The organism is Lyngbya sp. CCY1209, from assembly GCF_035615495.1.
Taxonomy (GTDB): Bacteria; Cyanobacteriota; Cyanobacteriia; order Cyanobacteriales; family Microcoleaceae; genus Limnospira.
Genome location: NZ_JAJENU010000453.1, coordinates 1 through 23,139 on the forward strand (window position 1 = coordinate 1; position 23,139 = coordinate 23,139).

22 protein-coding genes are annotated in these 23,139 nt (G+C 53.5%); 11 read left to right on the top strand and 11 right to left on the bottom strand.

The window, feature by feature from the left end; all coding sequences use genetic code 11:
• Positions 1–255: 255 nt before the first annotated feature.
• Complete coding sequence (gene cas6, locus LKE08_RS14180; protein ID WP_324704888.1) at positions 256–1,383, bottom strand: CRISPR-associated endoribonuclease Cas6; 1,128 nt, start codon at positions 1,381–1,383, stop codon at positions 256–258.
• Between the two features lie 298 nt (positions 1,384–1,681).
• Between cas6 and LKE08_RS14185 the strand changes: the two genes are divergently transcribed.
• The 3 genes from LKE08_RS14185 (at position 1,682) to LKE08_RS14195 (ending at position 5,113) form a co-directional block, all read left to right on the top strand.
• Entirely contained in the window at positions 1,682–3,007 is a 1,326-nt protein-coding gene (locus LKE08_RS14185; RefSeq protein WP_324704889.1) for a leucine-rich repeat domain-containing protein, read from the top strand.
• A gap of 141 nt (positions 3,008–3,148) precedes the next feature.
• Positions 3,149–4,195: an L-histidine N(alpha)-methyltransferase gene (gene egtD, locus LKE08_RS14190; protein ID WP_324704890.1), complete on the top strand. Its 1,047-nt coding sequence runs from the start codon at positions 3,149–3,151 to the stop codon at positions 4,193–4,195.
• A gap of 357 nt (positions 4,196–4,552) precedes the next feature.
• Positions 4,553–5,113, top strand: a complete 561-nt coding sequence (locus LKE08_RS14195) for a TRAP transporter small permease subunit (RefSeq protein ID WP_324704891.1) — start codon at positions 4,553–4,555, stop codon at positions 5,111–5,113.
• Positions 5,114–5,217: 104 nt separating this feature from the next.
• Here the strand turns inward: LKE08_RS14195 and LKE08_RS14200 are convergent, their stop codons facing one another.
• The 5 genes from LKE08_RS14200 to queC all read right to left on the bottom strand — a co-directional run bounded on the left by LKE08_RS14200 (position 5,218) and on the right by queC (position 10,011).
• Complete coding sequence (locus LKE08_RS14200; protein ID WP_324704892.1) at positions 5,218–5,667, bottom strand: NUDIX hydrolase; 450 nt, start codon at positions 5,665–5,667, stop codon at positions 5,218–5,220.
• 208 nt (positions 5,668–5,875) lie between these two features.
• A complete protein-coding gene (locus LKE08_RS14205; RefSeq protein WP_324704893.1) occupies positions 5,876–6,685 on the bottom strand; it encodes an SDR family oxidoreductase in 810 nt (269 codons plus the stop codon).
• Between the two features lie 2 nt (positions 6,686–6,687).
• Positions 6,688–7,476, bottom strand: coding sequence for a precorrin-4 C(11)-methyltransferase (cobM, locus tag LKE08_RS14210; protein ID WP_324704894.1), 789 nt, complete (start codon positions 7,474–7,476; stop codon positions 6,688–6,690).
• Between the two features lie 193 nt (positions 7,477–7,669).
• Positions 7,670–8,428: a twin-arginine translocase subunit TatC gene (gene tatC, locus LKE08_RS14215; RefSeq protein WP_324704909.1), complete on the bottom strand. Its 759-nt coding sequence runs from the start codon at positions 8,426–8,428 to the stop codon at positions 7,670–7,672.
• Between the two features lie 905 nt (positions 8,429–9,333).
• Positions 9,334–10,011 carry a 7-cyano-7-deazaguanine synthase QueC gene (queC, locus tag LKE08_RS14220; protein WP_324704895.1) on the bottom strand — a complete coding sequence of 226 codons (678 nt, stop codon included), beginning with the start codon at positions 10,009–10,011 and terminating at the stop codon, positions 9,334–9,336.
• Between the two features lie 233 nt (positions 10,012–10,244).
• Here queC and LKE08_RS14225 point away from each other — a divergent pair, with 233 nt between their 5' ends.
• The gene (locus LKE08_RS14225) at positions 10,245–10,754 is read left to right on the top strand and encodes a hypothetical protein (protein ID WP_324704896.1); all 510 of its coding nucleotides are present in this window, start codon (positions 10,245–10,247) and stop codon (positions 10,752–10,754) included.
• A 149-nt stretch (positions 10,755–10,903) separates the two neighbouring features.
• The gene (locus tag LKE08_RS14230; protein ID WP_324704897.1) at positions 10,904–11,065 is read left to right on the top strand and encodes a hypothetical protein; all 162 of its coding nucleotides are present in this window, start codon (positions 10,904–10,906) and stop codon (positions 11,063–11,065) included.
• Positions 11,066–11,195: 130 nt separating this feature from the next.
• On the opposite strand, the gene LKE08_RS14235 is transcribed toward LKE08_RS14230, so the two are convergent.
• Positions 11,196–13,940 (bottom strand): CBS domain-containing protein, encoded by a 2,745-nt coding sequence (locus LKE08_RS14235; protein ID WP_324704898.1) that lies wholly within the window; start codon positions 13,938–13,940, stop codon positions 11,196–11,198.
• 396 nt (positions 13,941–14,336) lie between these two features.
• On the opposite strand from LKE08_RS14235, the gene LKE08_RS14240 reads away from it, so the two are divergent.
• Positions 14,337–15,074: a hypothetical protein gene (locus LKE08_RS14240; RefSeq protein ID WP_324704899.1), complete on the top strand. Its 738-nt coding sequence runs from the start codon at positions 14,337–14,339 to the stop codon at positions 15,072–15,074.
• A gap of 91 nt (positions 15,075–15,165) precedes the next feature.
• On the opposite strand, the gene LKE08_RS14245 is transcribed toward LKE08_RS14240, so the two are convergent.
• On the bottom strand, positions 15,166–15,423 hold the full coding sequence (locus LKE08_RS14245) for a hypothetical protein (RefSeq protein ID WP_324704900.1): 258 nt from the start codon (positions 15,421–15,423) through the stop codon (positions 15,166–15,168).
• A 145-nt stretch (positions 15,424–15,568) separates the two neighbouring features.
• Between LKE08_RS14245 and LKE08_RS14250 the strand changes: the two genes are divergently transcribed.
• Together LKE08_RS14250 and LKE08_RS14255 are read left to right on the top strand one after the other, a co-directional pair.
• Positions 15,569–16,975, top strand: a complete 1,407-nt coding sequence (locus LKE08_RS14250; RefSeq protein WP_324704901.1) for a hypothetical protein — start codon at positions 15,569–15,571, stop codon at positions 16,973–16,975.
• Positions 16,976–17,121: 146 nt separating this feature from the next.
• Positions 17,122–17,487, top strand: a complete 366-nt coding sequence (locus LKE08_RS14255; protein ID WP_324704902.1) for a hypothetical protein — start codon at positions 17,122–17,124, stop codon at positions 17,485–17,487.
• A 93-nt stretch (positions 17,488–17,580) separates the two neighbouring features.
• On the opposite strand, the gene LKE08_RS14260 is transcribed toward LKE08_RS14255, so the two are convergent.
• Both LKE08_RS14260 and LKE08_RS14265 read right to left on the bottom strand, forming a co-directional pair.
• Positions 17,581–18,777 (bottom strand): GNAT family N-acetyltransferase, encoded by a 1,197-nt coding sequence (locus LKE08_RS14260; protein WP_375341431.1) that lies wholly within the window; start codon positions 18,775–18,777, stop codon positions 17,581–17,583.
• A gap of 69 nt (positions 18,778–18,846) precedes the next feature.
• A complete protein-coding gene (locus LKE08_RS14265) occupies positions 18,847–19,536 on the bottom strand; it encodes a RibD family protein (RefSeq protein WP_324704904.1) in 690 nt (229 codons plus the stop codon).
• Between the two features lie 53 nt (positions 19,537–19,589).
• Between LKE08_RS14265 and LKE08_RS14270 the strand changes: the two genes are divergently transcribed.
• Together LKE08_RS14270 and LKE08_RS14275 are read left to right on the top strand one after the other, a co-directional pair.
• Complete coding sequence (locus LKE08_RS14270) at positions 19,590–20,456, top strand: alpha/beta hydrolase (protein ID WP_324704905.1); 867 nt, start codon at positions 19,590–19,592, stop codon at positions 20,454–20,456.
• A gap of 272 nt (positions 20,457–20,728) precedes the next feature.
• Entirely contained in the window at positions 20,729–20,899 is a 171-nt protein-coding gene (locus tag LKE08_RS14275; protein WP_324704906.1) for a hypothetical protein, read from the top strand.
• Between the two features lie 127 nt (positions 20,900–21,026).
• On the opposite strand, the gene LKE08_RS14280 is transcribed toward LKE08_RS14275, so the two are convergent.
• Positions 21,027–22,079 carry a Fe(3+) ABC transporter substrate-binding protein gene (locus LKE08_RS14280; protein ID WP_324704907.1) on the bottom strand — a complete coding sequence of 351 codons (1,053 nt, stop codon included), beginning with the start codon at positions 22,077–22,079 and terminating at the stop codon, positions 21,027–21,029.
• 352 nt (positions 22,080–22,431) lie between these two features.
• On the opposite strand from LKE08_RS14280, the gene LKE08_RS14285 reads away from it, so the two are divergent.
• Positions 22,432–22,986 carry a Uma2 family endonuclease gene (locus LKE08_RS14285; RefSeq protein ID WP_324704908.1) on the top strand — a complete coding sequence of 185 codons (555 nt, stop codon included), beginning with the start codon at positions 22,432–22,434 and terminating at the stop codon, positions 22,984–22,986.
• Positions 22,987–23,139 lie beyond the last annotated feature (153 nt).

The following is a 23,139-nucleotide window of genomic DNA, read 5'->3' on the forward strand; positions in this document are numbered from 1 at the left end:
TGTCTTGCTCTCTGCGAGACAGAGTAACAGGTTAGGGCTAGAAAGCCCCGTCGCTGTCTTCGCGGGGATTGGTTACACGATCATATCAGAATTGGGGTGTGGGGTGTGCTCGGTGGGGTGTGGGGAATTTTAGTAGGGGCCCCTGGCTTGCGCCCTGATTTTAGATTCTTCCCCTCCGCTTCCTCTGCCTCCTCCGCTTCCTCTGCCTCCTCCGCCTCCTCTGCCCCCGACTCCCTAATACCGACTCCCGACTCCCTATTTCAACGCACGGCGAGCGAGTTTGGCGTAGGTTTTGACGGTTTCGTAGGGCATTTCTAAATCGATCGCGATCGCTTGTAGGGATTCGCCCAACTCCCGGCGGGCGAGGATTGTGGCCCAGGTTTCCGCCACGTCGGCGGCGCGGTTGCCGCCGGTTCGGCGCCGCTGGGAGAGGAAGATTGCGGTGAGTTCGGAGATGCGATCGGCTAACATTTGTTGGATGGTGGGGGGGGACTGCACGTCCTGCAATTGCCAGCCGAAGCGAGTTTGTCCGAGTCCGAAGGTGGTTTTGTGTCCGGTGCCGCAGTAGGGGGCGAGTCGCCCGAGGGCGTAGAATAGCTGTTTTTGCCCTTCCGCGTCGCCTTGGAAGTCCGATCGCCGTTTGTGAGAAATTCCCAGTTCGATGGCCCCCGTGAACCCCGTCACCATGCCCCGCTTGCCGGCGGCGACTTTGACGGATTCGAGGCGGTGGCGTTGGATGACGACGAATTCATCGACCCATTCTAAGAATAGATCCCGATCGCTGGGAAGGTCGGAAAAATCGTTCCAGCGGCGCAAATAGCTGTGAAATAAATTGATGGGGAGAGGGAGGGGCAGGTGGTGTCCCTTGTGGCGGAAGCTGGTGGGGGAGGTGAAACTCAATTTCAAATTGGCGGATTTGGGGGCGGGTTCCTCCCACAGTTGGCGGTAAGTCGTCGGTTCCAGGGCAACCCGACAGTTGCGAATTTCCAAGGGGGCGTTCCGCAATTCCACCCGGCGGGGGAGGTTGTGCACCCAACCGTCCAGCCACTCCACCAGGGGGCTAGACAGGGCGACGATCGACCAGCGGTAGGAGCGATCGCCCTGCAATTGTACTTCTTTTCCCGAGGCCGATAAAGGGCCGTCGAGGGCGGAAATGGTGAAGGGTTTTTCCGACTGTCCGTCGTGGAGATATTGGGAGAGTTCCGGGTTGGTGTCCCGCACTTGGTCCAGAAACCAGGCGTGGAGTCCGACGGTATATTGGGCGTAGAGGGTGCGATCGACGCCGGGGACGAGTTCAAATTCCAACCCCACCAGTTCGGTGTCTGAGGGCCAGTCGGGAAGGTTAAAAGGGCGTTTGCGGGGGTGTTTTGAGGTCGGAGTCATAGCCGAGATCGTGACATCGATTCCGCTCCATTTTAATCCCCCGATGGGGAAGTTGTTGCGATGCCAGCGCCTCCGACTGGGGCTAAAGCCCAACAACGGATTTTGCGACGTTTTTTTGAAGACAATAAATTGAACCAATAAAAGGGCATTTTAAAAAATATAAATTGCGAATCATCTATTTGACTACGTTTCCATTTCAGCCGATCGCCCTTGTCGGTTATAATCAGAGAACCCGTGCCAATTGTAAATGATATTGGAGCGATCGCAAATGGCGAAAAATTGTTTCCCAGAAAAATCAATGCGTTTGATCGCCGGTTGCTTCTGCGGCGCGAGTTTGTGGGGTTGTTCGCAACTCGATCGCCTGACGGGAATAACCGACGCTCCCGAACCGACATCCCAGCCGCCTCAACAGCTTCGGGACTATCGCACATTTGAAGATTGGTGTTTGAATCGAGAGAGTTTGGGTGCGGAAGCGAAACGGACTGTCGAAGTCTTATTGCGGGAATCGACCGTTCAAGATTGCGGTTTGGCGGAACAAAAATTATCGGGGCAAATGACCCTCGACCTCAGCAGCAGTCAAATCACCGATCTGACTCCTTTAATTTCCCTGCCCCAACTGACGGAACTCGACCTCGGCGACAACCAAATTCGGGATTTAACCCAACTGGCAATTTTGACCGATCTGACCGATCTAAATTTGGAAAAAAATGCGATCGCCGACCTGACCCCCCTCGCCGAATTGACCAACTTAAACGAACTGATATTATCTAAAAATGAAATATCTGAACTGACGCCGCTGGAAACTTTGATCCGCCTGCAAACATTGAAACTGGACGGAAATGCGATCGCGGATCTTTCGCCCCTTTCCGAACTGTGGGGATTGACGGAACTCGATCTGAGCGACAATCAAATTGGCGACCTCACACCCCTGGAAGGGTTAGAAGAACTGAATCAACTGAACCTGTCCAATAATGCGATCGCCGATTTGAGTCCGCTATCGGGAATCAAAACCTTAAATCTCCTCAATCTCAATACCAATCAAATCGAAAATCTCGCCCCCCTGTCCAATCTGACCGGTTTAGAAGTGCTGGATTTGGACGGAAACGCGATCGCGGATCTGTCGCCCCTCGCCGCTCTCGCCGACCTCCAAAACCTCAGCCTCAGCGACAACCAGATCGCCGACCTCAAACCATTAGAAAATCTCAAAAATCTCGATAACTTGCAACTGCGGAGCAATCAAATCAGCGAACTCGCACCCCTCGCCCAGTTGACTAACTTGAGCGACGACCTCAATTTGATTGATAACAAAATTACGGATCTCGAACCCCTGGCGCAGTTGAAAACTTTGAGAACATTGGGGTTGGGAAAAAATGAAATTGAAGCGATCGCGCCCTTATCAGAATTGAATAACTTGCAAATTCTCTACCTCGGCGACAATCAGATCGAAGATGTCGAACCCCTCGCCAATTTGACACAATTGCAAGAATTAAACCTCTGGAACAATCAGATCGAAAAAATTGAACCATTATCCAATTTAGAAAATTTGACCTACCTCGGATTGCAAGAAAATCCCATCGAAAATAAAGTCTGCCCCGTCGATCCCCCCTCAGTGTGCCAATTTTGAGGCAGACCATCCCTCCTTGGACAGAAATGGCGACAGATTGCAGATATTGTCGGTTGAGCCGTCAAACGGTATGGGAAAATACAAAACGGGAGCGGCTGAGTGGCTGTTTTTGTCCCATTGCTGTATCTGGCTCAGATGTAAATGCAAACTTCAAACCCTCTGACTTCAACCGAAACGGGCGATCGCTCGTTGTTAAAGCAACGGCTCCGGATCGATCGCCTGGTCGGTGATACAGAGCGACAAGACACCGAACCCGTCTTTGGGAGCGATGTGATCGAGGGGTTGACCCGTCACCCCAAAACCCTGTCCCCGAAATACTTCTACGACGATCGCGGTTCGCTTTTGTTTGAAAAAATCTGCGAACTGCCCGAATATTACCCCACCCGCACGGAAACGGCAATTTTACGGGAATACGCGCCCGAAATCGCCCGACTGACCGGACCGTGCGAACTGGTGGAGCTCGGCAGCGGCAGTTCCACCAAAACCCGCATTTTGCTGGACGCCTACCAAAGTTTGGGATATCCCCTGCGCTACCTCCCCATCGACATCAGCGGCGGCATTCTGGAAAGTAGCGCTTACGAACTGATGGAGGATTACCCCTCCCTCCAGGTTCATGGCATGGTCGCCACCTACGAACTGGCCCTGCAAAACCTCGAACCCGCTCCCCTTCCCACCCGCGCCATCGGCTTTTTGGGCAGCACCTTGGGCAATATGACCCCGCCGGAGTGCGATCGCTTTTTCTCCCAAATTACCGGCGCCCTTTTGCCGCGAGAATACTTTTTATTGGGGATTGACCTGCACAAGTCCACCCCCGTTTTGGAAGCCGCCTACAACGACGCACAGGAAGTGACGGCGGCATTCAATTTGAATATGCTGCGCCACCTCAACCGCAAGTTTGAGGGCAATTTTGACATCAAAGAATTTGAACACCTGGCTTTTTACAATCTCGAAGACCACCAGATCGAGATGCACCTGCGGAGTATGCGATCGCAGACCGTCGAACTCAAAAAACTCGGCCTGACCGTCGATTTCGCCGCCGGGGAAACGATCCGAACCGAAATTTCTCGGAAATTTGACTTGGACGCGATGCGGGATTATCTTAATTCCAAAGGTTTGACGCCCGTTCAATCCTGGACCGATCCCCAAAATTGGTTCGGCTTGATTCTCTGTCAGTCGTCCGCCAATTAGAATCCCCCCCAACCCCCATCCCCCCCAGCCCCCCTTTGTAAGGGGGGAGAAGGGGGGAGAAGGGGGGAGGTAGGGGGGAGAATCAATTCAAAGTCCCCCTTTTGAAGGGGGATTTAGGGGGATTTTCACGTCGCGATCGCACTCGGAATCATCCCCCCCAGCCCCCCTTTGTAAGGGGGGAGAATTCACTCAAAGTCCCCCTTTCAAAGGGGGATTTAGGGGGATTTTCACGCCGCGATCGCAGTCAGAATCATCCCCCCCAGCCCCCCTTTGTAAGGGGGGAGAATCAATTCAAAGTCCCCCTTTTGAAGGGGGATAATGGGGGATCAAACCTATCCATTCACTCGGAGTATTGCCGTGGAAAAACTGCTGCGCCTGTCGAGAATAATCGATCGCCTAAATGAATACCTGGGCCGCTTCATCTACTGGCTGACACTGATTATGATCGGCGTCGGAACCTGGAACGTAATCGGCCGCTATGTGGGCCGCGCGGTGGGGCAGAATTTGAGTTCCAACGCCCTGATCGAAACCCAATGGTATATTTTCGATATCATCTTTTTACTCGGTGCAGCCTACACTTTAAAACACAACGAACACGTCCGGGTTGACGTTCTCCAAAGTCGCTTTAATACCCAACAAAAAGCCTTGGTCGATTTGCTGGGAACGCTGTTATTTTTGATTCCCTTTTGCGCGATGATTATCTTTTACTCTTGGGGTGCGATCGCCAATTCTTGGGCGATTCAAGAAGTGTCCCCGGACCCCGGCGGCTTGCCCCGCTATCCGATCAAAACCTTGATTATCGTTAGTTTTTTCCTATTAATCATCCAGGGCATTTCCGAGGCGATCAAAAACTTTGCAATATTCAAAGGCATCATCCAACCCGACATCGAAGATCTCAGCCGGCGGGCACGAGAGTAATCAAGTCAACAGTCAACAGTCAACAGTCAACAGTCAATGAATAAGGGTTTTCAGCTTTTAGCATAGAACTCAAACCCCACTCCCGACTCCCCACTCCCGACTCCCTATTCCCCAATCCCCCAATTATCCCGGAGAAAATCGAGTATAATCAAACGGTGGGGCTGACCGATCGCCCGCACCATTCCCGCCTGTTTAGAATAGGCTTCCCCGGCGATAATCTCCTCCGGCGAGAACAACCTCATATCCCAACCTTCGTTTAACACCAGGCGATCGCAACTCACCTCCAAAGGGCCGTGAAAAATATTCCGGATCACCTCCGTATTTTCATACCGGTAACTATAGCGATTAAATTCCGATAAAACCGTCGCCTCGTAGCCAATTTCTTCGATCAACTCCCGCCGCATCGCCTCCGCAGGCGTCTCCCCCGGTTCAACGTGCCCGCCGAACATCGCCCAAACGCCGGGATGGGCAATATTGGGGATATCATCCCGCAATTGGAGGAGAATTTTCTCCTCCCGATAAAGAATAGCGATCGCAACTTCTCTGACAATCATGATTTGGGGAATGGGGAATGGGGAATGGGGAATGGGGAATGGGGAATGGGGAATGGGGTGTGGGGTGTGGGGAAGGGAATTGTAGGGGCGAATGGCATTCGCCCTCCTGCTGTTCTGGTGGGGGCAACCGTCTCCGGTTGCCTTGAGATTTCTAGATTTCTGGTTGCCTTGAGATTTCTAGATTTCCGGTTGCCAGCAATTTCCCCCCCTAAAACTTTCGCATCTTGGCAACAATGCGATCGAAATACCAATTGAGTCCCGGCGCCAGGAGGCTGTGAAAGCGGTTCAGCAGGGTCATTTCCAACCCCGGGGCGATCGCGAATTGCCGCTTCTCAATTCCCCGGACGATCGCTTTTGCCACATCCGCCGCCGTCCAAATACCCGCCGTCTCCGTCATTTTTTTGGTTTCCGGGGGTTTCGTCCGGTTCTCCGCCGCCAGTTGGGGCGTGTCCGTGTCGGGGGGGTAGACCACCGAAACATGGATGCCAGCGGGCTTCAATTCGCCCCGCAAGGCCTCCGCCAGACCCCGCAGGGCAAATTTGCTCGGAGCATAGGGCGTGTAGCCGTACAAGCCAATTAAGGCCGCTCCCGAGGCGATCAAAACCAGGGTTCCCCGGCTTCGTTGTCGCATTCGGGGGAGCACCGCCCGCACGCAGTATAGGGCGCCGAAATAGTTCACCGCCATCGTCCGTTCAAAAACCGCGATCGCCACCTCGGAGAAATAACCGGGACGGGCCATCCCCGCCGCCGCGATCAGGATATCCGGCGGACCGAGGCGATCGCAGGCTTTTTCAATTGCCGTTTCCACCTGGGTGCGATCGGCCACATCCGCCACTTCTGTCACAATTTCCCGATCCGGACTCAGCTTTTCCAACGCCGTCGCCGCCTGTCGCAACTTCTCCAGGTCCCGGGCGATCAGGGTGACATTCGCCCCCTCCCGAACCAGCAATTTCGCCGTTTCCAAGCCGATACCGCTCGATCCGCCGGTGACGATGGCGTGTTGCCCCTCAAATTTCATGGTTATTTCGATTTTCGGAACAGGTGGGAATGTTCGGGGTTGTAAAGTCCCGATCGCGCCGTGGCTTCCGTCCCCAAGGCGGGAGAAATAATATACAGCGTCGTCCGGATCAGATCTTCCTCCCGGGTCACTTGGGCCATCTTTTCCAAAGGCACCACCCGAATTTTCTCATCAGGCCACCCCAACCGGTAGCAAATCGCCACCCGCGTTTCCGGGGGATAGTGGGCGATTAACTGTTCCTGGGCTTTTTCCACATGACGGGCACTCAAATACAGGCACAGACTGGCCTGGTGGGCCGCCAAACCCGCCAATTCTTCCCGGGAGGGGACCGATGTCGCCCGCCCGCTGATGCGCGTTAAAATAATCGTCTGCACCAGTTCCGGCACGGTCAATTCCACCTTCAGTTTCGCCGCCGCATCCTGAAAGGCGCTGATGCCGGGGACGATCTCGAAATCCACCCCCGCCTCCGCCAGACGGCGCATCTGTTCGTAAACCGCCCCGTACAGTGTCGGGTCCCCCGAATGCAGGCGCACCACCGATCGCCCATTTTTGACGCGATCGATCATGATCGGGAGAATGTCCTCCAAGGTCCGATTCGCGGTTCTGATAATTTCCGCATCCGGACGCACCCCCCCCAACATCTGGCGGGGTACCAGGGAGTCCGCAAACAGGATCACATCCGCTTGAGTCAAGAGTTTCTGGGCTTTCACCGTCAGCAGGTCTGGATCGCCGGGACCAGCCCCCACAATGTAGACCATCGCTGGCAATGATGCCGGATTTGTGCCATTCATCAGTTCCATCACTCAAAAAATTTTGCAAATTTTCCGCTGCGTTCCGGATGATACCAGACTCTCATGGAACAAAAGAATGGTAGATGCACCCTGGTTGATGCCCTGGAGAGACACTCTCCGGGGCGTTTTTTATGGAATTGCGGAGAATAATTGACAATTGACAATTGATCATTGTGCGATCGCCCACAAAAAACTATTTCCCCATCAGTCGCACGACTCCGACGCCGCCGAAGTATAGAAAGACGACCGCACCCCCGAGGAGACTTTGAGTCAACGGGTCCGTCGAAGGGGTTAAAATAGCCCCCAGGACGGCGGCGGCGAGTACCACATATCGCCAGCCGGAGAACATTTGTTTGGAAGACACGATTCCGAGAATTCCCAATAAAATTAAAATGATGGGAACCTGGAATGCGATCGCCGTTACGAATAGCAGTTTCAGGACAAATTCAAAGTATTCCGCGATCGACCACAGTTGTTCGACGACTTCGGCGCCGTAGCCGATGAAGAATTTGAGTGCGGCGGGAACGATCGCGACATAGGCGAAGATCAAACCGATCAAAAATAGGAATGTGGAACCCAGGAAAATCGGCCCCAGGATACGCCGTTCGCGGCGGGTGAGTCCGGGAAGGACAAATTGGACGATTTGGTAAATAATGAACGGACTCGCCAGGATCAAACCGCTGTATCCGGCAACTTTCAGGGAGACGAAGAAATATTCTCCGGGGGCAAGTTGCAGCATTTTCACGCCTTGGGCCGGAATTTGCAACAGTTTGACGATCGGTTTGACGGCGATGAAACAAAGGACGATGCCGCCGGTGACGGCAATTAATGAGTAAAAAATGCGCTGTCGCAATTCTTCGAGATGATCGAATAGGGACATCTCGACTTCATCGGGAATTTCGTCGAGATCGTCTTCCTCGGATGAGGGAGTTTCGGGTTTCGGGGGCGCGATCGCGGTGGCGGTTCCACCCCCCTGATTGACGGGTAATATCGAATTCGGTTCGAGGTTTTTTCCCGGGGTCGAACCGTTGCCGGAAAAATTCCCTTTGCCGTTTTTTCCGTTGACGATCGCGCCGGAATTCTCTCGATTGACGGCCGGTTCGGATGGGTCAATATCGTCGCGGCGATCGCCCTCCTGTTCCCGAGTTTCGGAAGTCGAAACCGCGTCACTTTCTCGACCGACAGAAGATTCGGGAGTGATGTTATCGACGGTTTCGATATCGGTGCGATCGGTTTCCGTATCCCGAATTTCTATATTCTCAACCGGCTCGGTTTGTGCACTCACAGAAGCGGCGGAATCCTCCGTCTCAACCGTTTTGATATCCGTGCGATCGCTCTCCTGAGTTTGATCTTCTGGGGGACTGTCGGTTTCTGCGGATGCTTCCCCCGCAACTGCCGCTTTCGTCTCCAATTGCGATCGCAACTCCCGATTCTCCCGTTCCGCCTCGGTGAGAAGCTGCTTGAGATGGGTAATTCGCTGATGCAGAATCGTCGCTTCTTCGCACAGCGACTCATAGGCATCGCGATCATTCAATTGTCCAAACTTTTTGACCATAAGACCGACATTCGGGAGAAATTCGCTGAATTGAGATGCCACGCAGGGGAGATGGGTTCGACACCGCCGAACTGCAGGACACAGAATTGCCGGAGATCCCGAGCAAAACTCTTTTTAATTCTATCGTTTCCGAGGGCAAAATCGGGCAATCATCGGCAACTATAGCAATGAGCGATCGCGTGTTTACAGTTTCATTTGGGGCTCGCGCCCGAAACCCTGATTCTTGGTCATTTCACCCGATTCCCGATTCCCTGCGCGTAGCGGCATAAAAGCCCGACAATTTGAGGCAATTATCCCCGCCATCACGATTGGTAGGGAATGGGATCGCTCAACCCCAACGCTTCAAACGCCGCCAGCCTCAACCGGCAGGCATCGCAGACACCGCAGGCTTCCGCTTCGCCGGCGTAACAGGACCAAGTGTGTTCCCAGGGGACGCCCAACTCATTCCCCAATTGGATGATTTCCGTTTTTTTCAGGTGGATGAGGGGGGTGTCGATGGCGATCGCATTGCCTTCCCGCCCTTCCTTGGTCCCCAGGCGGAACACCTCCTGCATGGCGGCGATATAATCGGAGCGGCAGTCGGGATAGCCGGAATAGTCCAGGGCGTTGACCCCAATGTAGACGCGATCGGCCCGAATCGCCTCGGCGTAGGCGAGGGCAAAACTCAGAAAAATGGTGTTGCGGGCCGGAACGTAGGTGATCGGGATGCTCTGGGACATCTCGGCCACGGAGCGATCGCGCGGCAAGTCGATCTGGTTGTCCGTCAACGCCGAACCCCCCCAGCGCGTCAGGTCAAACTGGACGACCTGGTGATCGGCCACTTCCGCCGCCCGGGCAATTTGGGCCGCCGCCTCCAATTCTCGCTGATGGCGCTGTTGATAGTCAAAGGAGAGCGCGTAGCACTCGCAGCCATCCGCTTTCGCCTGATAGAGCACGGTGGAAGAGTCGAGTCCACCGGAGAGTAAAATTACTGCTTTCACGTTTCTCAGCCTTCACACCGACAATACATTCCGTCAGCAATTTTAACAAAAATTCATAAAATGAGCCGCGATTCCCCCGGATGGGCGAAAATTGGCGGGCGATCGCTCCCTGATCGCTACAAGTTTCTTAACAATTACCGCCGACATCCCAATCGCAAAAATACTTCATATTTTCCCGGCAAAAGATTCGCTACACTGAGAATGTAAGGGACGAAAGTTGAGAGGCATTATTCATGTCAGCCATATCTAAACTTCAATACGATCCATCTCGCTGGCTCACCCTTGTCCTAGTCACGATGGCATTTTGGCTGGGCGGTAGCCTGCTGTTAGATTTCGTGATCATGCCGGGAATGTACGTTTCCGGAATGATGGAAGAAACCAGTTTTGCGCCCGCAGGTTCGGTCATTTTTTCGGCATTCAATCATATTGAAATCCTGTGCGCCGCCCTGGGATTGACGGGGATGATGATTTTGGGAAGCACGCTTCCCGAAGGGTTCAGCAGTCGCATTCGCACCCTGACGGCATTATCTTTTATTCTGTTGGCGATCGCACTGCTTTACACCTACAGTCTCACCCCCCAAATGAGCGCCTTGGGTGCCCATCTGAACCTATTTAACCCGGTTGAATCGGTGCCGGCGGGGATGAATCAACTGCACTTCAGCTATCTGAGTCTGGAGACGCTGAAATTCTTCGCGGCGGGTACGATTTTCGCCTGGTGTTATCGGAATCATTTCGCCGACTAGAATGAATCCAGCCATTGGGAATTGCCGAAGGGGAGGGCGTCTGGAAGCCTTCCCCTTTTGGCTGTCAACAGAATTTTGAATCTTTTCCGAAATTCCGAGATCGGAGGGTGTACGATCTGAAATGAGATTCTAGATTGAGGAGATCGAAAATGCCAACCATCCTGCGCGGCTTGATTGCCTTTGAAAAATCGATGCAAATTCTCGCGATCGTCGCGGTGATGCTATTGTGTGGATATCTGGGATGGGAGAATGTCCGGGAGAGTGGCGATCGCGTTTCGGAGGGCGATCGCATTTCCGCGATTTACTCTTGAAGTTAATAGGAGTTAATTGTAGTGGACCGACACACCTGAAACGGTGGGTTACGGCGGATTGATAGATGGCTTTCACAGCATAGGTTGAAGCCGCCTAACCCACCCTACTGGACCGACTGAAGCCCAACAACTAAGCATTCGGATAGCGATCGCAAATCAACCTCTCCGCCTGGGTGCGATCGCGCACAATCCCGTCCAATGTCGCCTCCAACAAGTCATCCAACATCACTTTAAATTGGCGCCCGGGTTTGTATCCTAATTGTTTTAAATCATTCCCGTTTAAAATCGGTTTGGTATTCCACCAACGATTCAAATATTGCCAGATCCCTTTCCGGACTTGACGGGAAGATTGGGCGGCAATTAAAATTAAAAAGGGTAAACTGTAGGGTTCAAACAGCCGATAAAATTGGCTCGGCTTTTGGCATTTTGGTAACGATTCAGAAACCTGATTTTTAGCGGATTCCAAATCTTCCAATCGCCCGATTTCGTCCGAGGACAGTTGCAGTATCTCCGCGACTTCCCGGCGATATTCCGGTTGCAAATAGGCGACCAACACTTCCAGGCGAATTTGCCAGTGGGTGAGCGTCCGTTCCGGATCGAAGCGTTGCAGACAGCGATCGACCGTGCGAATTTGCCGCCACAATTGCTGATTTAATTCCAAGGTCGGATGGATGCAGCGCAGGGCTTTCAATTCCCCCAACAACCGCAGCGCCGGTTTCCAGTAGGGGGCTTGCAAGATGTATTTTAACTCGCTTTTTAACCGAGTTTCCAAAGCCGGAACCCGGGCTGATTTTCGCCCTTTCCGCTGGCGATCGTAGATGCCGCTATTAATCGCATACCGGACATATTCTTTCGTTTGATATTCCAGTTGAAATCCCAGTCGGACGGCGAAGCGGACGGCGCGATAAATGCGGGTCGGATCTTCGATAAAACTGTTGGGATGCAACACCCGAATTTGCCGCAATTCTAAATCCGTGACACCGCCGAAAAAGTCCAACAATTCCCCCGCCCTCGGTTCGGTCAATCGCAGGGCCAAAGCATTGATGGTAAAATCGCGGCGGTAGAGATCCTGGCGGATGGAACTCGCTTCGACTTCCGGGTTCGCCGCCGGATAGGGGTAAAATTCGGTGCGGGCGGTGGCAATATCAATCCACAGGGAATCTAAAACGGGGTGGTTGTGCCAGAGGAGGGCAGCGGTCTGAAATTGGCCGTGCACCTCCATCCGGGCTTCCGGGTAGTCTTGTTGAAGCGATCGCGCCAAGTCCACCGCCGGGGGAGTCGAGTCCCCGTCTTCGTCCTCAGTCCCCGTCGAATGTTGGTAGCAGCCATCCACCACCAGATCGATATCATTGAGCAGCAACGTCTCGTCCGCATCCGCCAAAAGCAAGTCCCGCAGGCCGCCGCCGACGAGATAAATTTGCCAACCCCGTTTTTGGGCGAGTTCGGCGATTTTGTGCAGCAATTCCCACAGCGGGGGGGTGAGGCGGTCCTGCAATAATTCCCGGACGGTGCCGCAGGTGGAACCGGGGATGCAGCCCCGGCGGGGGGGGGTTTGGGGCTGTTGCTGTTGGTAAAGCAGCCGCAGGACATCCGTGCGGGTGACAATTCCCACCAGGTTGCCGTCTTGCAAAACGGGGAGTCTGCCGATATCGTAAGTGACCATCAGCGATTCGATTTCCGGCAGGGTGGTTTCCGGCGCGATCGTCCGCAGTTGGGGGGTCATGTAGCCCTTGACGGGGGCGTGATGGAAGCCGTGGTGGAGGGCGATGTCGATATCGCGGCGAGAAATAATTCCCACCAGTTGATGATGATCATCCAAAATGGACAAACCGGAATGGCCGTAGCGGAGGAGGATGCGGTGGGCCTCCCCGACGGTGGTTTCCGGGCGGATGGTTCGCACCGGAGAGGACATCAACTCCCTTGCCGTGGGGGGTTGGGGAATTTGGGCTTGGAAGCGTTCCACCAGATCTGCGATCGCCTCCCGGGGTTCCACATCCCGCAAAATCGCCGACGCCGCCCGGGGGTGTCCGCCGCCGCCGCAGGGTTCAAATAGGGCGTTGAGGTCGGTTTTTTCGATCCGCGATCGCCCGATGACTGTCAGCCGCATCTCGCCCCCAGACCGCACCCGGTACAGGTTCCCCAGCAGCAGGGCGTCGCTTTCGGTGACATCGAGCAACTCGGACGCCAAGCTGGAGAGTCCGGGGACGTAATCTTCGGTTTCCAGCAACACCCAGGACACCGCGTGGCCCCGGACGGTGGTTTGTTCGAGGCGGTCCAAGGCTTCCGTCAGCAAGTCCTGCAAGGTGGGCGACAATCCCGGTTCGACGTATTCCGCGATCGCCGATAAACTGACATCCCGTTCCATCAGCCCAGCCAGGGCGATCGCATCTCGGGATGTGGAGTGGTCAAAGGTCAGGGACCCCGTATCGACGTGAATTCCCAAAGCCATCACCGTGGCTTCGGCGGGGGTGAGATATCCCAGAAGTTCCGACTCCCGCAGCCGTTCTACAATTAAGGTCGTGCTCGCCCCCACCGCTTCAATGTGAGCGTGAGTGGCGGGGATATCCAGTTCCAGATGGGGGTGGTGGTCGTAGACGACGATTTCCAAATTGGGCAAATCCAGCCATTGGGCCGCTTTTCCGAGGCGATCGCGGTTTTGAGTATCCACCACCGACAATTTCCGAATTTGGGAGGGATTCACCGACCGCCGTTCGATCAGTGGGAACTCGTCCCGGTACAATGCCAAAAAATCCCGCACCGCCGGATGGGCGCCCCCCGTCAGCACGATCCGACTCCCCGGATGCAGGCGGGTCAACCCCACCGCCGCCCCGAGGGCGTCGAAATCTGCGGTCCTGTGGCATAAAATTAAATGCATGATCCTATCGATCTAAAAGAGCGGGTGCGATCGGGTTTGGGGATTTGAACTCAACCCGCGACTATATACGAGGATAGCCGATACCGACTCGAAATCAGTCCGGATCGGGTTTGGAGTGGCGAGAGAGGGAATCGGGAATCGGGAGTCGAGGAGGCAGAGGAGGGCAATCAATTATCAATTATCAATTTTCCCTACACCCCACACCCTACACCCTACACCCTCGCGCAGCGCTATATAGCCGATACCGACTCGACGATCGCCGTCACATTCCCTGCGTCTTCCCGTCACGCGATCGGGTCGGCCAATTCACCGCCTGTGCCAACCCCCATCACTTCGCCGATCCGCAAATTCTGGGATGATAGAACCGTCAACCGAGTTGAGGGGTGAACTGTCACCGTGAAAATCAAATGGCACAGACCGGCTCAAGCAGCAATCTTTCACCGGGTCGAACTCTACCACAAAAATTTCCAAAATCAGGAATATTTGCAGGAATTATTCACCGTCGGTTTGCTGCCCGAAGATGTGGCGGGCCCGTTTCAAATTACCCCATTGAATTCGCGACTTCTGCCCCATTCGATATCGGACTGGCAGGGTTCTTCTGCAAATCACTTAAATCTGATCGATATTCACCTCGACCTTTTGGATATTCTGGACGCCGCCCAAGATCCCCATGAAAGTCGGCAAGCGTTGCAGAACCTGGGGACGCTCCCCATTGGACTGCGGTATCAACTCGCCCAAAATTCGAGTACGCCGGTGCGGGTTCAAAGCGCACTATTGAAAGATAAAATTATTGAAGTTCGGCTGGCCGCGGCCTTATCTTTACTGTCGCAGCCCGAAGGGTTCGCGATCGTCCAAAAACATTATATAAAAACGGCTCCCCCCGCCCTCCGCGTTTTGCTCCTCCTCCACTCCCAAACCTCCCCCCAGTTGCTCACTCAAATGGCGAAATATTGTGCGTCGGACTGGCTGGCCCGATACGCGATCGCCCGCCACCGCAACACCCCACGACAAGTCCGCCACGCCCTAAAAAACGACACCCATCATTTGGTTCGGAGTATTGCCAAAGCTCGTTCCCGACAAGAAGAAGAATTGACCCATCAGATTCATTCGTCAGAGGTTGAAAAGCGGGCTTGAACACTTTTTTTAGTCCGACAATTTCCCAGATATCTCCTCCGTGTCCTCCGTGTCTCTGTGGTTTTATACTTCGAGAAATGACCGCAAAAACTTACAGAGAAGTTTGACTGTCCGGGGCAATTTCCACGCCGCCCTGTTGCACCATCCGCTGGCGATCGGTGATCAGATCGTTCAAATTTTTAAAATCCTTGAGTCCGATCTCCTGGCAAGCTTGCTTCAAGTTGCTTTGGAACGCTTCGATATCGTCTCCGTATCCGCAATTACTCGCCGCCCGTTCCAGTCCTTGGGGGGCGCTGGACTTGGCGCAATCAATTAATTCGGTTCCTCGCAAAGCTTTCCTATTTGTCATATTTATCACTTCCAATTTTTGGCTATATTGGTACGAATCCAGTTTAGCCTATCAACTCCCGCTCCAATCATCATCTCTCTTTGGGGGGATATCAAGGGGCGATCGCGCGGAGGACAATGTAAAATGTAGAAGATCTCTCGATACCATGTCAGCAAGTTCCCAACCCTCACGAATGCACGTCCAACCCTCATCGCGGTGGACGGGGTGGAATAAATTTGTGGCGATCGTTGCTGCGATCAACCTAATTTTAGTTTTATTCAATCTCAGTTACATTCCCCTCCGGAATACTTATATCCGCCATTTTCCCGCGATCGTCCGCCTCTACGATCCCGTCAAATCCATCCAACCCCACCCCGACACTACCCGCTATCTCAATACCGTCGATGCCTTGAAAATGGAAGTGGCAAAATCGGGACTCGCTTCCCCGTCCGTCGATCCCATTTTCATATCCCTGCGAAATCAAAGTGAAGATTTGCTGGTCGAAAATCCCTTCAGCATCTCCGGCCAATTTTCCACCTTCGCGACACTGCAAAAGCGGATGGAATATCGCCTCGAAACTTCCTCGACGAAACGGGCCTTTGATCAATTTTGGAGTCGGCCCTACCTTGGGGATGTGGGCTGGACGGATGCCATCTCCTTTTTCGATGAAAAGATTCGTCCTTTGATGGCGGTCAGCTATTACCGAGATTTCGACGAAAATGGCGTTCCCATCGATTACTTTTGGCGAATCGACCTGGCTTTTATTATTTTATTTGCGATCGATTTCGCGGTCAAGACCCTGAGAATGTCCTGGCGACACCCGGGGATGAATTGGTGGGGGGCGATGCTGCGGCGATCGTATGATATCCCCCTGTTTCTCCCCTTTTGGCGGTGGCTGCGGGTAGTCCCCGTTTTCGTCCGACTCCACCGGTCAAAAATTATCGATTTGGAAGACATTCTCGCCGCCATCACCCACGAACCGGCGGCCTATTTAGCCGATCGCGTTTCGGTCTTTTTGGTCGTCCGACTCCTCAACCAAACCCAGGATGCGGTGAACAGCGGCGAACTCGCCCGAGCTCTCCTCGCCCCCCCCGACGCCAGTCCGGAAGCCAACAAAATCGATCGCATCCTCGACCGCATCATCCAACTCTCCCTCTACAACGTTTTACCCCAAGTTCAACCCGACTTGGAAACCCTCCTCCACTACAGCCTCAAAGAATCCTTGAAACAGTCCGATTTCTATCAGACTTTTCAGAACATCCCGGGACTCGAAAGCCTGCCGTCCAGCACCATCGAAAATCTAGCCGATTATTTGTCCCACGCCACTTATACCGTTTTGATCAACTCCTATTCCGATGTGGTCGGGCGGGAACTGTTCGATCGCCTCAGCCAGCATTTTGGTGAAGCCCTGAAACGGGAACTCCGACAAAAATCCAACCAATCCGAACTGCAAGGGTTGATCTCCGACATATTGGAAGAATTGAAACTCAACTACGTTCAAAAGTCCGACGAACAAGATCCGGAATTGACGATGGAAGAAGCCGAAACAATTCGCCATCAAGCCAAACATTGATCGAGCCGAACGTGGCGAGAGTGAATTAATGAAAATTGGCGATCAACGTGGCCAGCCGAAATTTAAACTCTCCCCTAGGGTAGATGAGAAGCCGGCGATCAATTGAGTATAAATGGAGAGAATGTCAAATACTTTGATTCAAAAACATGAGCATTTCTACCCTTAAAGAACAATCTCTAATTTCCTTCCAGAAGTTGTTGAAACTTGCCATTGTTCTTTGTCTCGGCATCGTCTGGTTCCTGTCGAGTTTAACCCCGGCACTGGCGGCGAACAGCAGCCCGACTGAAGCCGAAGCATCCCTCAATCAAATTCAGCAAGAAGCCAAGAAAACAGCCGAATCCGACGAACCGCGTTCCCTCAATACCATGCTGCGGAAGACTGAAGGGGACGGACTCAACGCCGTCCAGGGCAGTGCGGACAAGGAAAAAATGAAGAATCCGGAAAACTCCGAAAATCTTGAAACCGTGACCGAAATGGTAGATAAAAAACTGAAAAATGTCTTCGGTAACTAATTAAAATACAGGCGATTTATACCTGTAAAAAATATCAAAAAAGGGCGCAAGACTTGCGCCCTTTGTGATGGTGCGCCTCCGGGGAATTTGAGGTTATTTTTCAACCTCAGTTTGAGTATCAATTCGGAACGGTAAATCCTGATTAACGTAATCAATTTCCTGCCGTTCCATATCATTGATGCGATCAATATAAGAGCGCAAAATTTTGGCAAGCCGGCCGTCATAAAAACGGTGCAGGCTGTAGTTGGGGCGGGCGGGGAATCCCCGGCGTTTTTTGTGTCGCCCTCCCGCCCCCGGATCGAAGCTGTTGACCCCGTTGGCGATCGCCCATTCGATGGGGGAATAATAGCAGGCGTTGAAGTGCAAACAGTCGATATCCTGGACGCTTCCCCAATAGCGGCCGTAGAGGCGATCGCCCTTCGTCAGACAGAACGACATCCCCACCGGTTCGCGATCGTCGGACTCGCTGTAAGCCGCCACAAAAACCACCCGGTGGCGGTAGTCGTGGTGCAACTGTTCAAAAAACTTTCGGGTCAAATACTTACTCCCCCACCACCCGAATTTATCGCAGGTACTCGCATAAAAATCGTACATCAGCGAAAACATCGACTTGGGAATTTCATCCCCCGTCAGCGTCCGCATTTCCAAGCCCACTTTCCCCAATGCCTTCCGCTCCCGCTTGATATTTCGTCGCTGATTGGCATTGAAATCTTTCAAATAATCGTCGAAGGTATCGTAACCCTGATTGTGCCAGATGTAACTGTGGTGCAGCCAGGGCGTAAACCCCTGCTTTTCCATCCGAGCCTGCCACTCCGGATCGACGTAAAGAAAATTGCAGCCGGAGATTTTATTGTCGATGCAGAAGCGATCGATTTCGTGCACCATCAACGCCGTCAATTCATCTTCATCCTCCTCCGGCGCCACCAAAAATCGATATCCCTCGGCGGGGGTAAACGGCGACATTCCCAACAGTTTCGGATAATATTCGATGCCCAACTGATAGGCCAAATCCGCCCACTGGTGATCGAACACGAACTCGCCCCGGCTGTGACCTTTGACGTACAGCGGCGCCGCGGCCACCAGTTGAGAATCCCGCCAGACGGTGAGGTGATGCGGCATCCAACCTGCCCGCGCCGTGGCACTCCCGGAAGCCTCCAAATTGTGCAGCCAGTCCCACTCGAAAAAGGGCGTTGTCAGGGGTTGGGCCAGAGCTTCCCACTCGGACTTCGGAACTTCGGAAACCTGCTCGATCCAGGCGACGGAATAGGGGGATGGAGTCGGATTCACCATGTTTTTAAAAAGACGCATTCTGAAAACCTTGGGTAGTTGAATCGGCCTTGACCGAGCATTGTAACGATTTTATGAGGTGGATTTCACGCGGTAGTGCAGGAACACCTCATCTTCGACCCGTTCGAGATCCAGCAATTCCAGGCGGGGGGCCAGATCGGACAAAAATCCCGTCCCGCCGACGGGGGAGGGCGACGCCGTGCCCCCCAAAATCAGGGGACAGACGGTGAGCCACAATTCATCGATCGCACCCATTTCCGCCAAGGACCCGACCAACTGGCCCCCGCCGAGCACCGCCACCCGCTCCAAACCCAATTCGGCGAGTTGCCGCAACCCGTCAGACTCGGCGATCGCACCTCCGGCATCCGACGCGACGATCACGCGATCGAAATAGCCGCCATCCTGCCATCGCCGCCCCCCCGCCGCCGTCGTCAGCAACCACCGGGGAACCGGTTGTTTAAAAAATTTTAACGCCCGGTCGATATCCCCCGAAGCCGAGCAGAGGACCTGGACCGGCTGGGGGGGTTTTCCATTTTTTTCCCGATCGCGCCATAATTCGGAGGAAGAAACCCTGAATGTCGTTCCGTAAGCCGCCAGGGTCCCGTTCCCGAACAGCACGCCGTCGGCCCGGGCGACCTGTCGTTCCAGGTGGGCGCGATCGGCCGTAGACCCGAACCGGGCGGGCGATCGCGAGCGGTCGGCGATCTTGCCGTCGGCACTCATCGCTAGAATAACGGTGGTGTGAGGTCGGATTGTTGGCATCGTTTTTTTAGCTCTCTCGGGTCCTTCTACAAATTGCCATCGGATGTGATGCGATGATTTTATTCTTACAACAGGCCATCTTAATCCTGGGCGGCATCGCCATCCTCGTCTACGTTCTGATTTGCCTCGGTTTGCGGCTCTGGCAAACTCGGCTGATCTTTTTCCCCTGCCGCACTATTCAAAATACTCCGGATTCCTTCAATTTGCCCTACGAAAATGTTTGGCTGACCTTCCCGAATCCCAAATCCAAGCCCGATCAGATTCACGGCTGGTGGATTCCGGGAAGCGCCGATCGCGTCATTTTGGACCTGCACGGCAACGGCAGCAACGTCGGCGGCAATGTGGGCTACGCCAAGCAATTTCACGATCTGGGATATTCGGTTTTTTTGATCGACTATCGCGGATACGGCCAAAGCTGCGATCGCTTCCCCTGCGAAAAACGGGTCTATGAAGATGCGGAGTTGGCTTGGAAGTATTTGGTCTGCGATCGCCAAATTCCCCCTCAAAATATCATCCTATTCGGCCACTCCCTCGGCGGCGCGATCGCCATCGAACTCGCCACCCGACATCCCGAAGTCGCCGGTTTGATCGTGGAAAGCTCCTTTACCTCCATCCGCGAGATGGTCACGGTCAAGAAAAAATACCGGATGTTTCCGGTGGATTGGTTGTTGCATCAAAAATTCGACTCCCTCTCCAAAGTTCCCCAGTTGAAAATGCCGATTTTATTCACCCACGGCACCACCGATTGTATGGTTCCCGCCTGGATGAGCGAGGTACTCTTCGCCGCCTCACCAGAGCCCAAACAGCTTTTGATAGTTCCCGATGCCGATCACATCCACGTCCGCGAGGTGGGCGGCGATCGCTATCAGGAAACGATCGCACGATTTCTGGAAAATATTTCATCGCGATCAAAAAAATAGTCCGAGTTTGGTGTATACTCTAAGAGGGTTATGTCGAGTCACAAAATTGACGGAATCGCACCCTCTCCCCCGCCCGTCGAGTTGGAAAATTTGTCGAAATTCCTGAGTAGAAATACTCAACCGATTTCCCCACAATTGAATCGATTGAGATGATTTATCAGATTGACAAGTTATTCAAAACCTCGAACCGTTGTTTTTTCGGCTCGGGGCTGTAATAATGGTTGAAAAAATATCGACAGCCAACTCGATAATGTAACTAGGAGGATGCGACCGTGGATAACCCCGTCGCCTACGGACTTTTCTTGGCACTGATCAACGGTGCAATTTGTATTTCGATTCCCGCCTTGGTGGCCTACACCCAGCGCAAGGACGAATCCCGAGACGTGGAAACCGAGGCCACCGCGATCGAATCGGGAGAACTCCTATCACAGGAAGCCAATTAGGAGGCAAAATTTCTCTTCACCGATGATGAATAATCGAACCTCGAACTCGGATGATATAGAATCCTGCGAAGTTGGGGGATAACCTGAGAACCCCTATGTTCCCGGGTTATCCCTCTCGTTTAAGGGCTTATTTCCAGCCCGCCCGGTCCATAATTTGAATCGCCTGGGAATTTAAGCGACCGTAAGTCGCCACATTCACCGGATCGCTTTTGAAGGTTCCATACTGCGCCAACGCTGGAGAAACCGGAACCCCCGACACCACCGGATATTCATTATTTCCGAAAGAAAAGATTTTTTGGGCTTCGGGTGTGACCAGATATTCCAAAAATGCGATCGCCCCCGCTTGATTGGGCGCGTTGCGGACAACTCCCGCGCCGCTGATATTAATGTGAGTGCCGCGATCGCGCTGGTTCGGGAAAAACATCCCCACATTGCGGGCGACAGCCTGATCCGCCGGATCGTTGGAACTAGCCAGACGGGCAAGGTAGTAACTATTCGCGATCGCCACATCGCCCATACCCGCCGCCACCGCCTTGATCTGGGCCGTATCATTTCCCTCCGGCGGTCTGGCAAAGTTCGCCACCAACCCCTGAACCCATTTTTGGGCAGTATCCGCCCCCTTCGTTTCGATCATCCCCGCGATCAAGGACTGGTTGTAGATATTATTGGAGGAACGAATTAACACCTTTCCCTTCCACGCCGGAGTCCCCAGAGCCTCGTAGGTGGACAGTTGCGCCGGGTTCACCTTCCCCCGATTGTACATGATCACCCGTGCCCGCTTGGAGAGCCCGAACCAATGCCCCCCCGGATCGCGCAGGTTGGCGGGAATGGCACTATTCAACGTCGCCGACGAGACGGGTTGAAACAGTCCCTCCGTCTGAGCCCGCCACAAATTCCCCGCATCCACCGTGATCAGCACATCGGCGGGGCTGTTGGCACCTTCGCTCTTGATCCGTTCCACCAATTGGGCGGCATCCCCCTCGATCAGGTTGATCTTGATGCCCGTTTTTTGGGTGAACCCTTCATACAATTGATTGTCAGTATCGTAGTGGCGGGAAGAGTAAAGATTCAGTACCCTCGCATCCGCCATCCCGCGGCGGGGCTTCCCCAACTCACCCGCGACAACGGCCGCCATCGCCGTCCCGTAAGCCAAAAAAAGGCGTCTTGTCAGTTTGCTCATTTCGTTCTCGTTCTGCTTCTGATGGAATCAAGGGCGATCGCACGCCCTCAGTCCGCGGCCCGAACTCGGGTCGCAATTAAGAATAAGTTGCAGTTCAGAATCCTAACACGGACGGGGCAACTTATTGCAAGTCAATCTTATTTGCGATGCCACATACCCGGAGCCACAGCCCCGGGGCGGCGAGATATTGTTGGGCTTGGACTCCATTGCAAAGATTGCCGAGAAACCGGGTTTCTATTTAATCATAAAAGTGGTGAATTGAAAATGATTGGGATATAATAAAATAGTTAGTCCTGCCCCAGACACAGCCTATCAATCATTTAAAATTGCTCAAATCGTTCGGGTAAAAAACATGGTACTCTCAACCGTAAAATGGAGTTTAGACGATTATCATCAGATGATAAAAACGGGCTTGCTGGTGGATCGTCCCGTAGAATTATTAGCCGGAGAAATTGTCAAAATGCCCCCAGAAGGAGAACCCCATGCCTTTTTCAGTCGCGCAGCAGGAGCTTATCTGACTCGCATTTTAGGCGATCGCGCTCTCGTCAGTCCGGCCAAACCCATCACCCTCCCCAACGACTCGGAACCGGAACCAGACATCGCCATTGTCGCCCCCCTCGGCCGAGAATACCTGAGCCATCACCCCTACCCAGAAAATATCTTTTGGGTGATCGAATATGCAAGCAGCAGCCTAGAGAAAGATTCCACGGTTAAATACCATATTTATGCCGAAGCCGGCATCCCAGAATATTGGCTGGTGAATTTACAAACCGGAGAATTAATTATCCACCGCGACCCCAGAGGACGGGAATACGGCTCCAAAATCACCCTGACCTCCGGAGAAGTTTCTCCCCTGGCTTTTCCCGATCTCACCATCCCCGTTGACGCCATTATTTCAGCTTTGTAGGCGAATATCCGGGCAATTTTTATCAGGTCAACGGTGGCAGCGATCGCGCGATCGCACTTTTGCTATAATCGGAATGCTCCTGGCAGAGGCGATGAGTCAGTCAAATTTGGGCAACCCTTCAACGATTCAGTAATGTTGCGTAGGGTGCGTTCC

Bases quoted from the DNA above. Each gene is read 5' to 3' on its own strand.
- cas6 (WP_324704888.1), bottom strand. From the start codon at position 1,383: ATGACTCCGACCTCAAAACACCCCCGCAAACGCCCTTTTAACCTTCCC.
- LKE08_RS14270 (WP_324704905.1), top strand. From the start codon at position 19,590: ATGATTTTATTCTTACAACAGGCCATCTTAATCCTGGGCGGCATCGCC.
- LKE08_RS14285 (WP_324704908.1), top strand. From the start codon at position 22,432: ATGGTACTCTCAACCGTAAAATGGAGTTTAGACGATTATCATCAGATG.
- LKE08_RS14260 (WP_375341431.1), bottom strand. From the start codon at position 18,777: ATGGTGAATCCGACTCCATCCCCCTATTCCGTCGCCTGGATCGAGCAG.
- LKE08_RS14280 (WP_324704907.1), bottom strand. From the start codon at position 22,079: ATGAGCAAACTGACAAGACGCCTTTTTTTGGCTTACGGGACGGCGATG.
- LKE08_RS14225 (WP_324704896.1), top strand. From the start codon at position 10,245: ATGTCAGCCATATCTAAACTTCAATACGATCCATCTCGCTGGCTCACC.
- LKE08_RS14185 (WP_324704889.1), top strand. From the start codon at position 1,682: ATGCGTTTGATCGCCGGTTGCTTCTGCGGCGCGAGTTTGTGGGGTTGT.
- LKE08_RS14200 (WP_324704892.1), bottom strand. From the start codon at position 5,667: ATGATTGTCAGAGAAGTTGCGATCGCTATTCTTTATCGGGAGGAGAAA.
- LKE08_RS14235 (WP_324704898.1), bottom strand. From the start codon at position 13,940: ATGCATTTAATTTTATGCCACAGGACCGCAGATTTCGACGCCCTCGGG.
- cobM (WP_324704894.1), bottom strand. From the start codon at position 7,476: ATGAATGGCACAAATCCGGCATCATTGCCAGCGATGGTCTACATTGTG.
- LKE08_RS14230 (WP_324704897.1), top strand. From the start codon at position 10,904: ATGCCAACCATCCTGCGCGGCTTGATTGCCTTTGAAAAATCGATGCAA.
- LKE08_RS14255 (WP_324704902.1), top strand. From the start codon at position 17,122: ATGAGCATTTCTACCCTTAAAGAACAATCTCTAATTTCCTTCCAGAAG.
- LKE08_RS14250 (WP_324704901.1), top strand. From the start codon at position 15,569: ATGTCAGCAAGTTCCCAACCCTCACGAATGCACGTCCAACCCTCATCG.
- LKE08_RS14265 (WP_324704904.1), bottom strand. From the start codon at position 19,536: ATGCCAACAATCCGACCTCACACCACCGTTATTCTAGCGATGAGTGCC.
- LKE08_RS14245 (WP_324704900.1), bottom strand. From the start codon at position 15,423: ATGACAAATAGGAAAGCTTTGCGAGGAACCGAATTAATTGATTGCGCC.
- LKE08_RS14205 (WP_324704893.1), bottom strand. From the start codon at position 6,685: ATGAAATTTGAGGGGCAACACGCCATCGTCACCGGCGGATCGAGCGGT.
- egtD (WP_324704890.1), top strand. From the start codon at position 3,149: ATGCAAACTTCAAACCCTCTGACTTCAACCGAAACGGGCGATCGCTCG.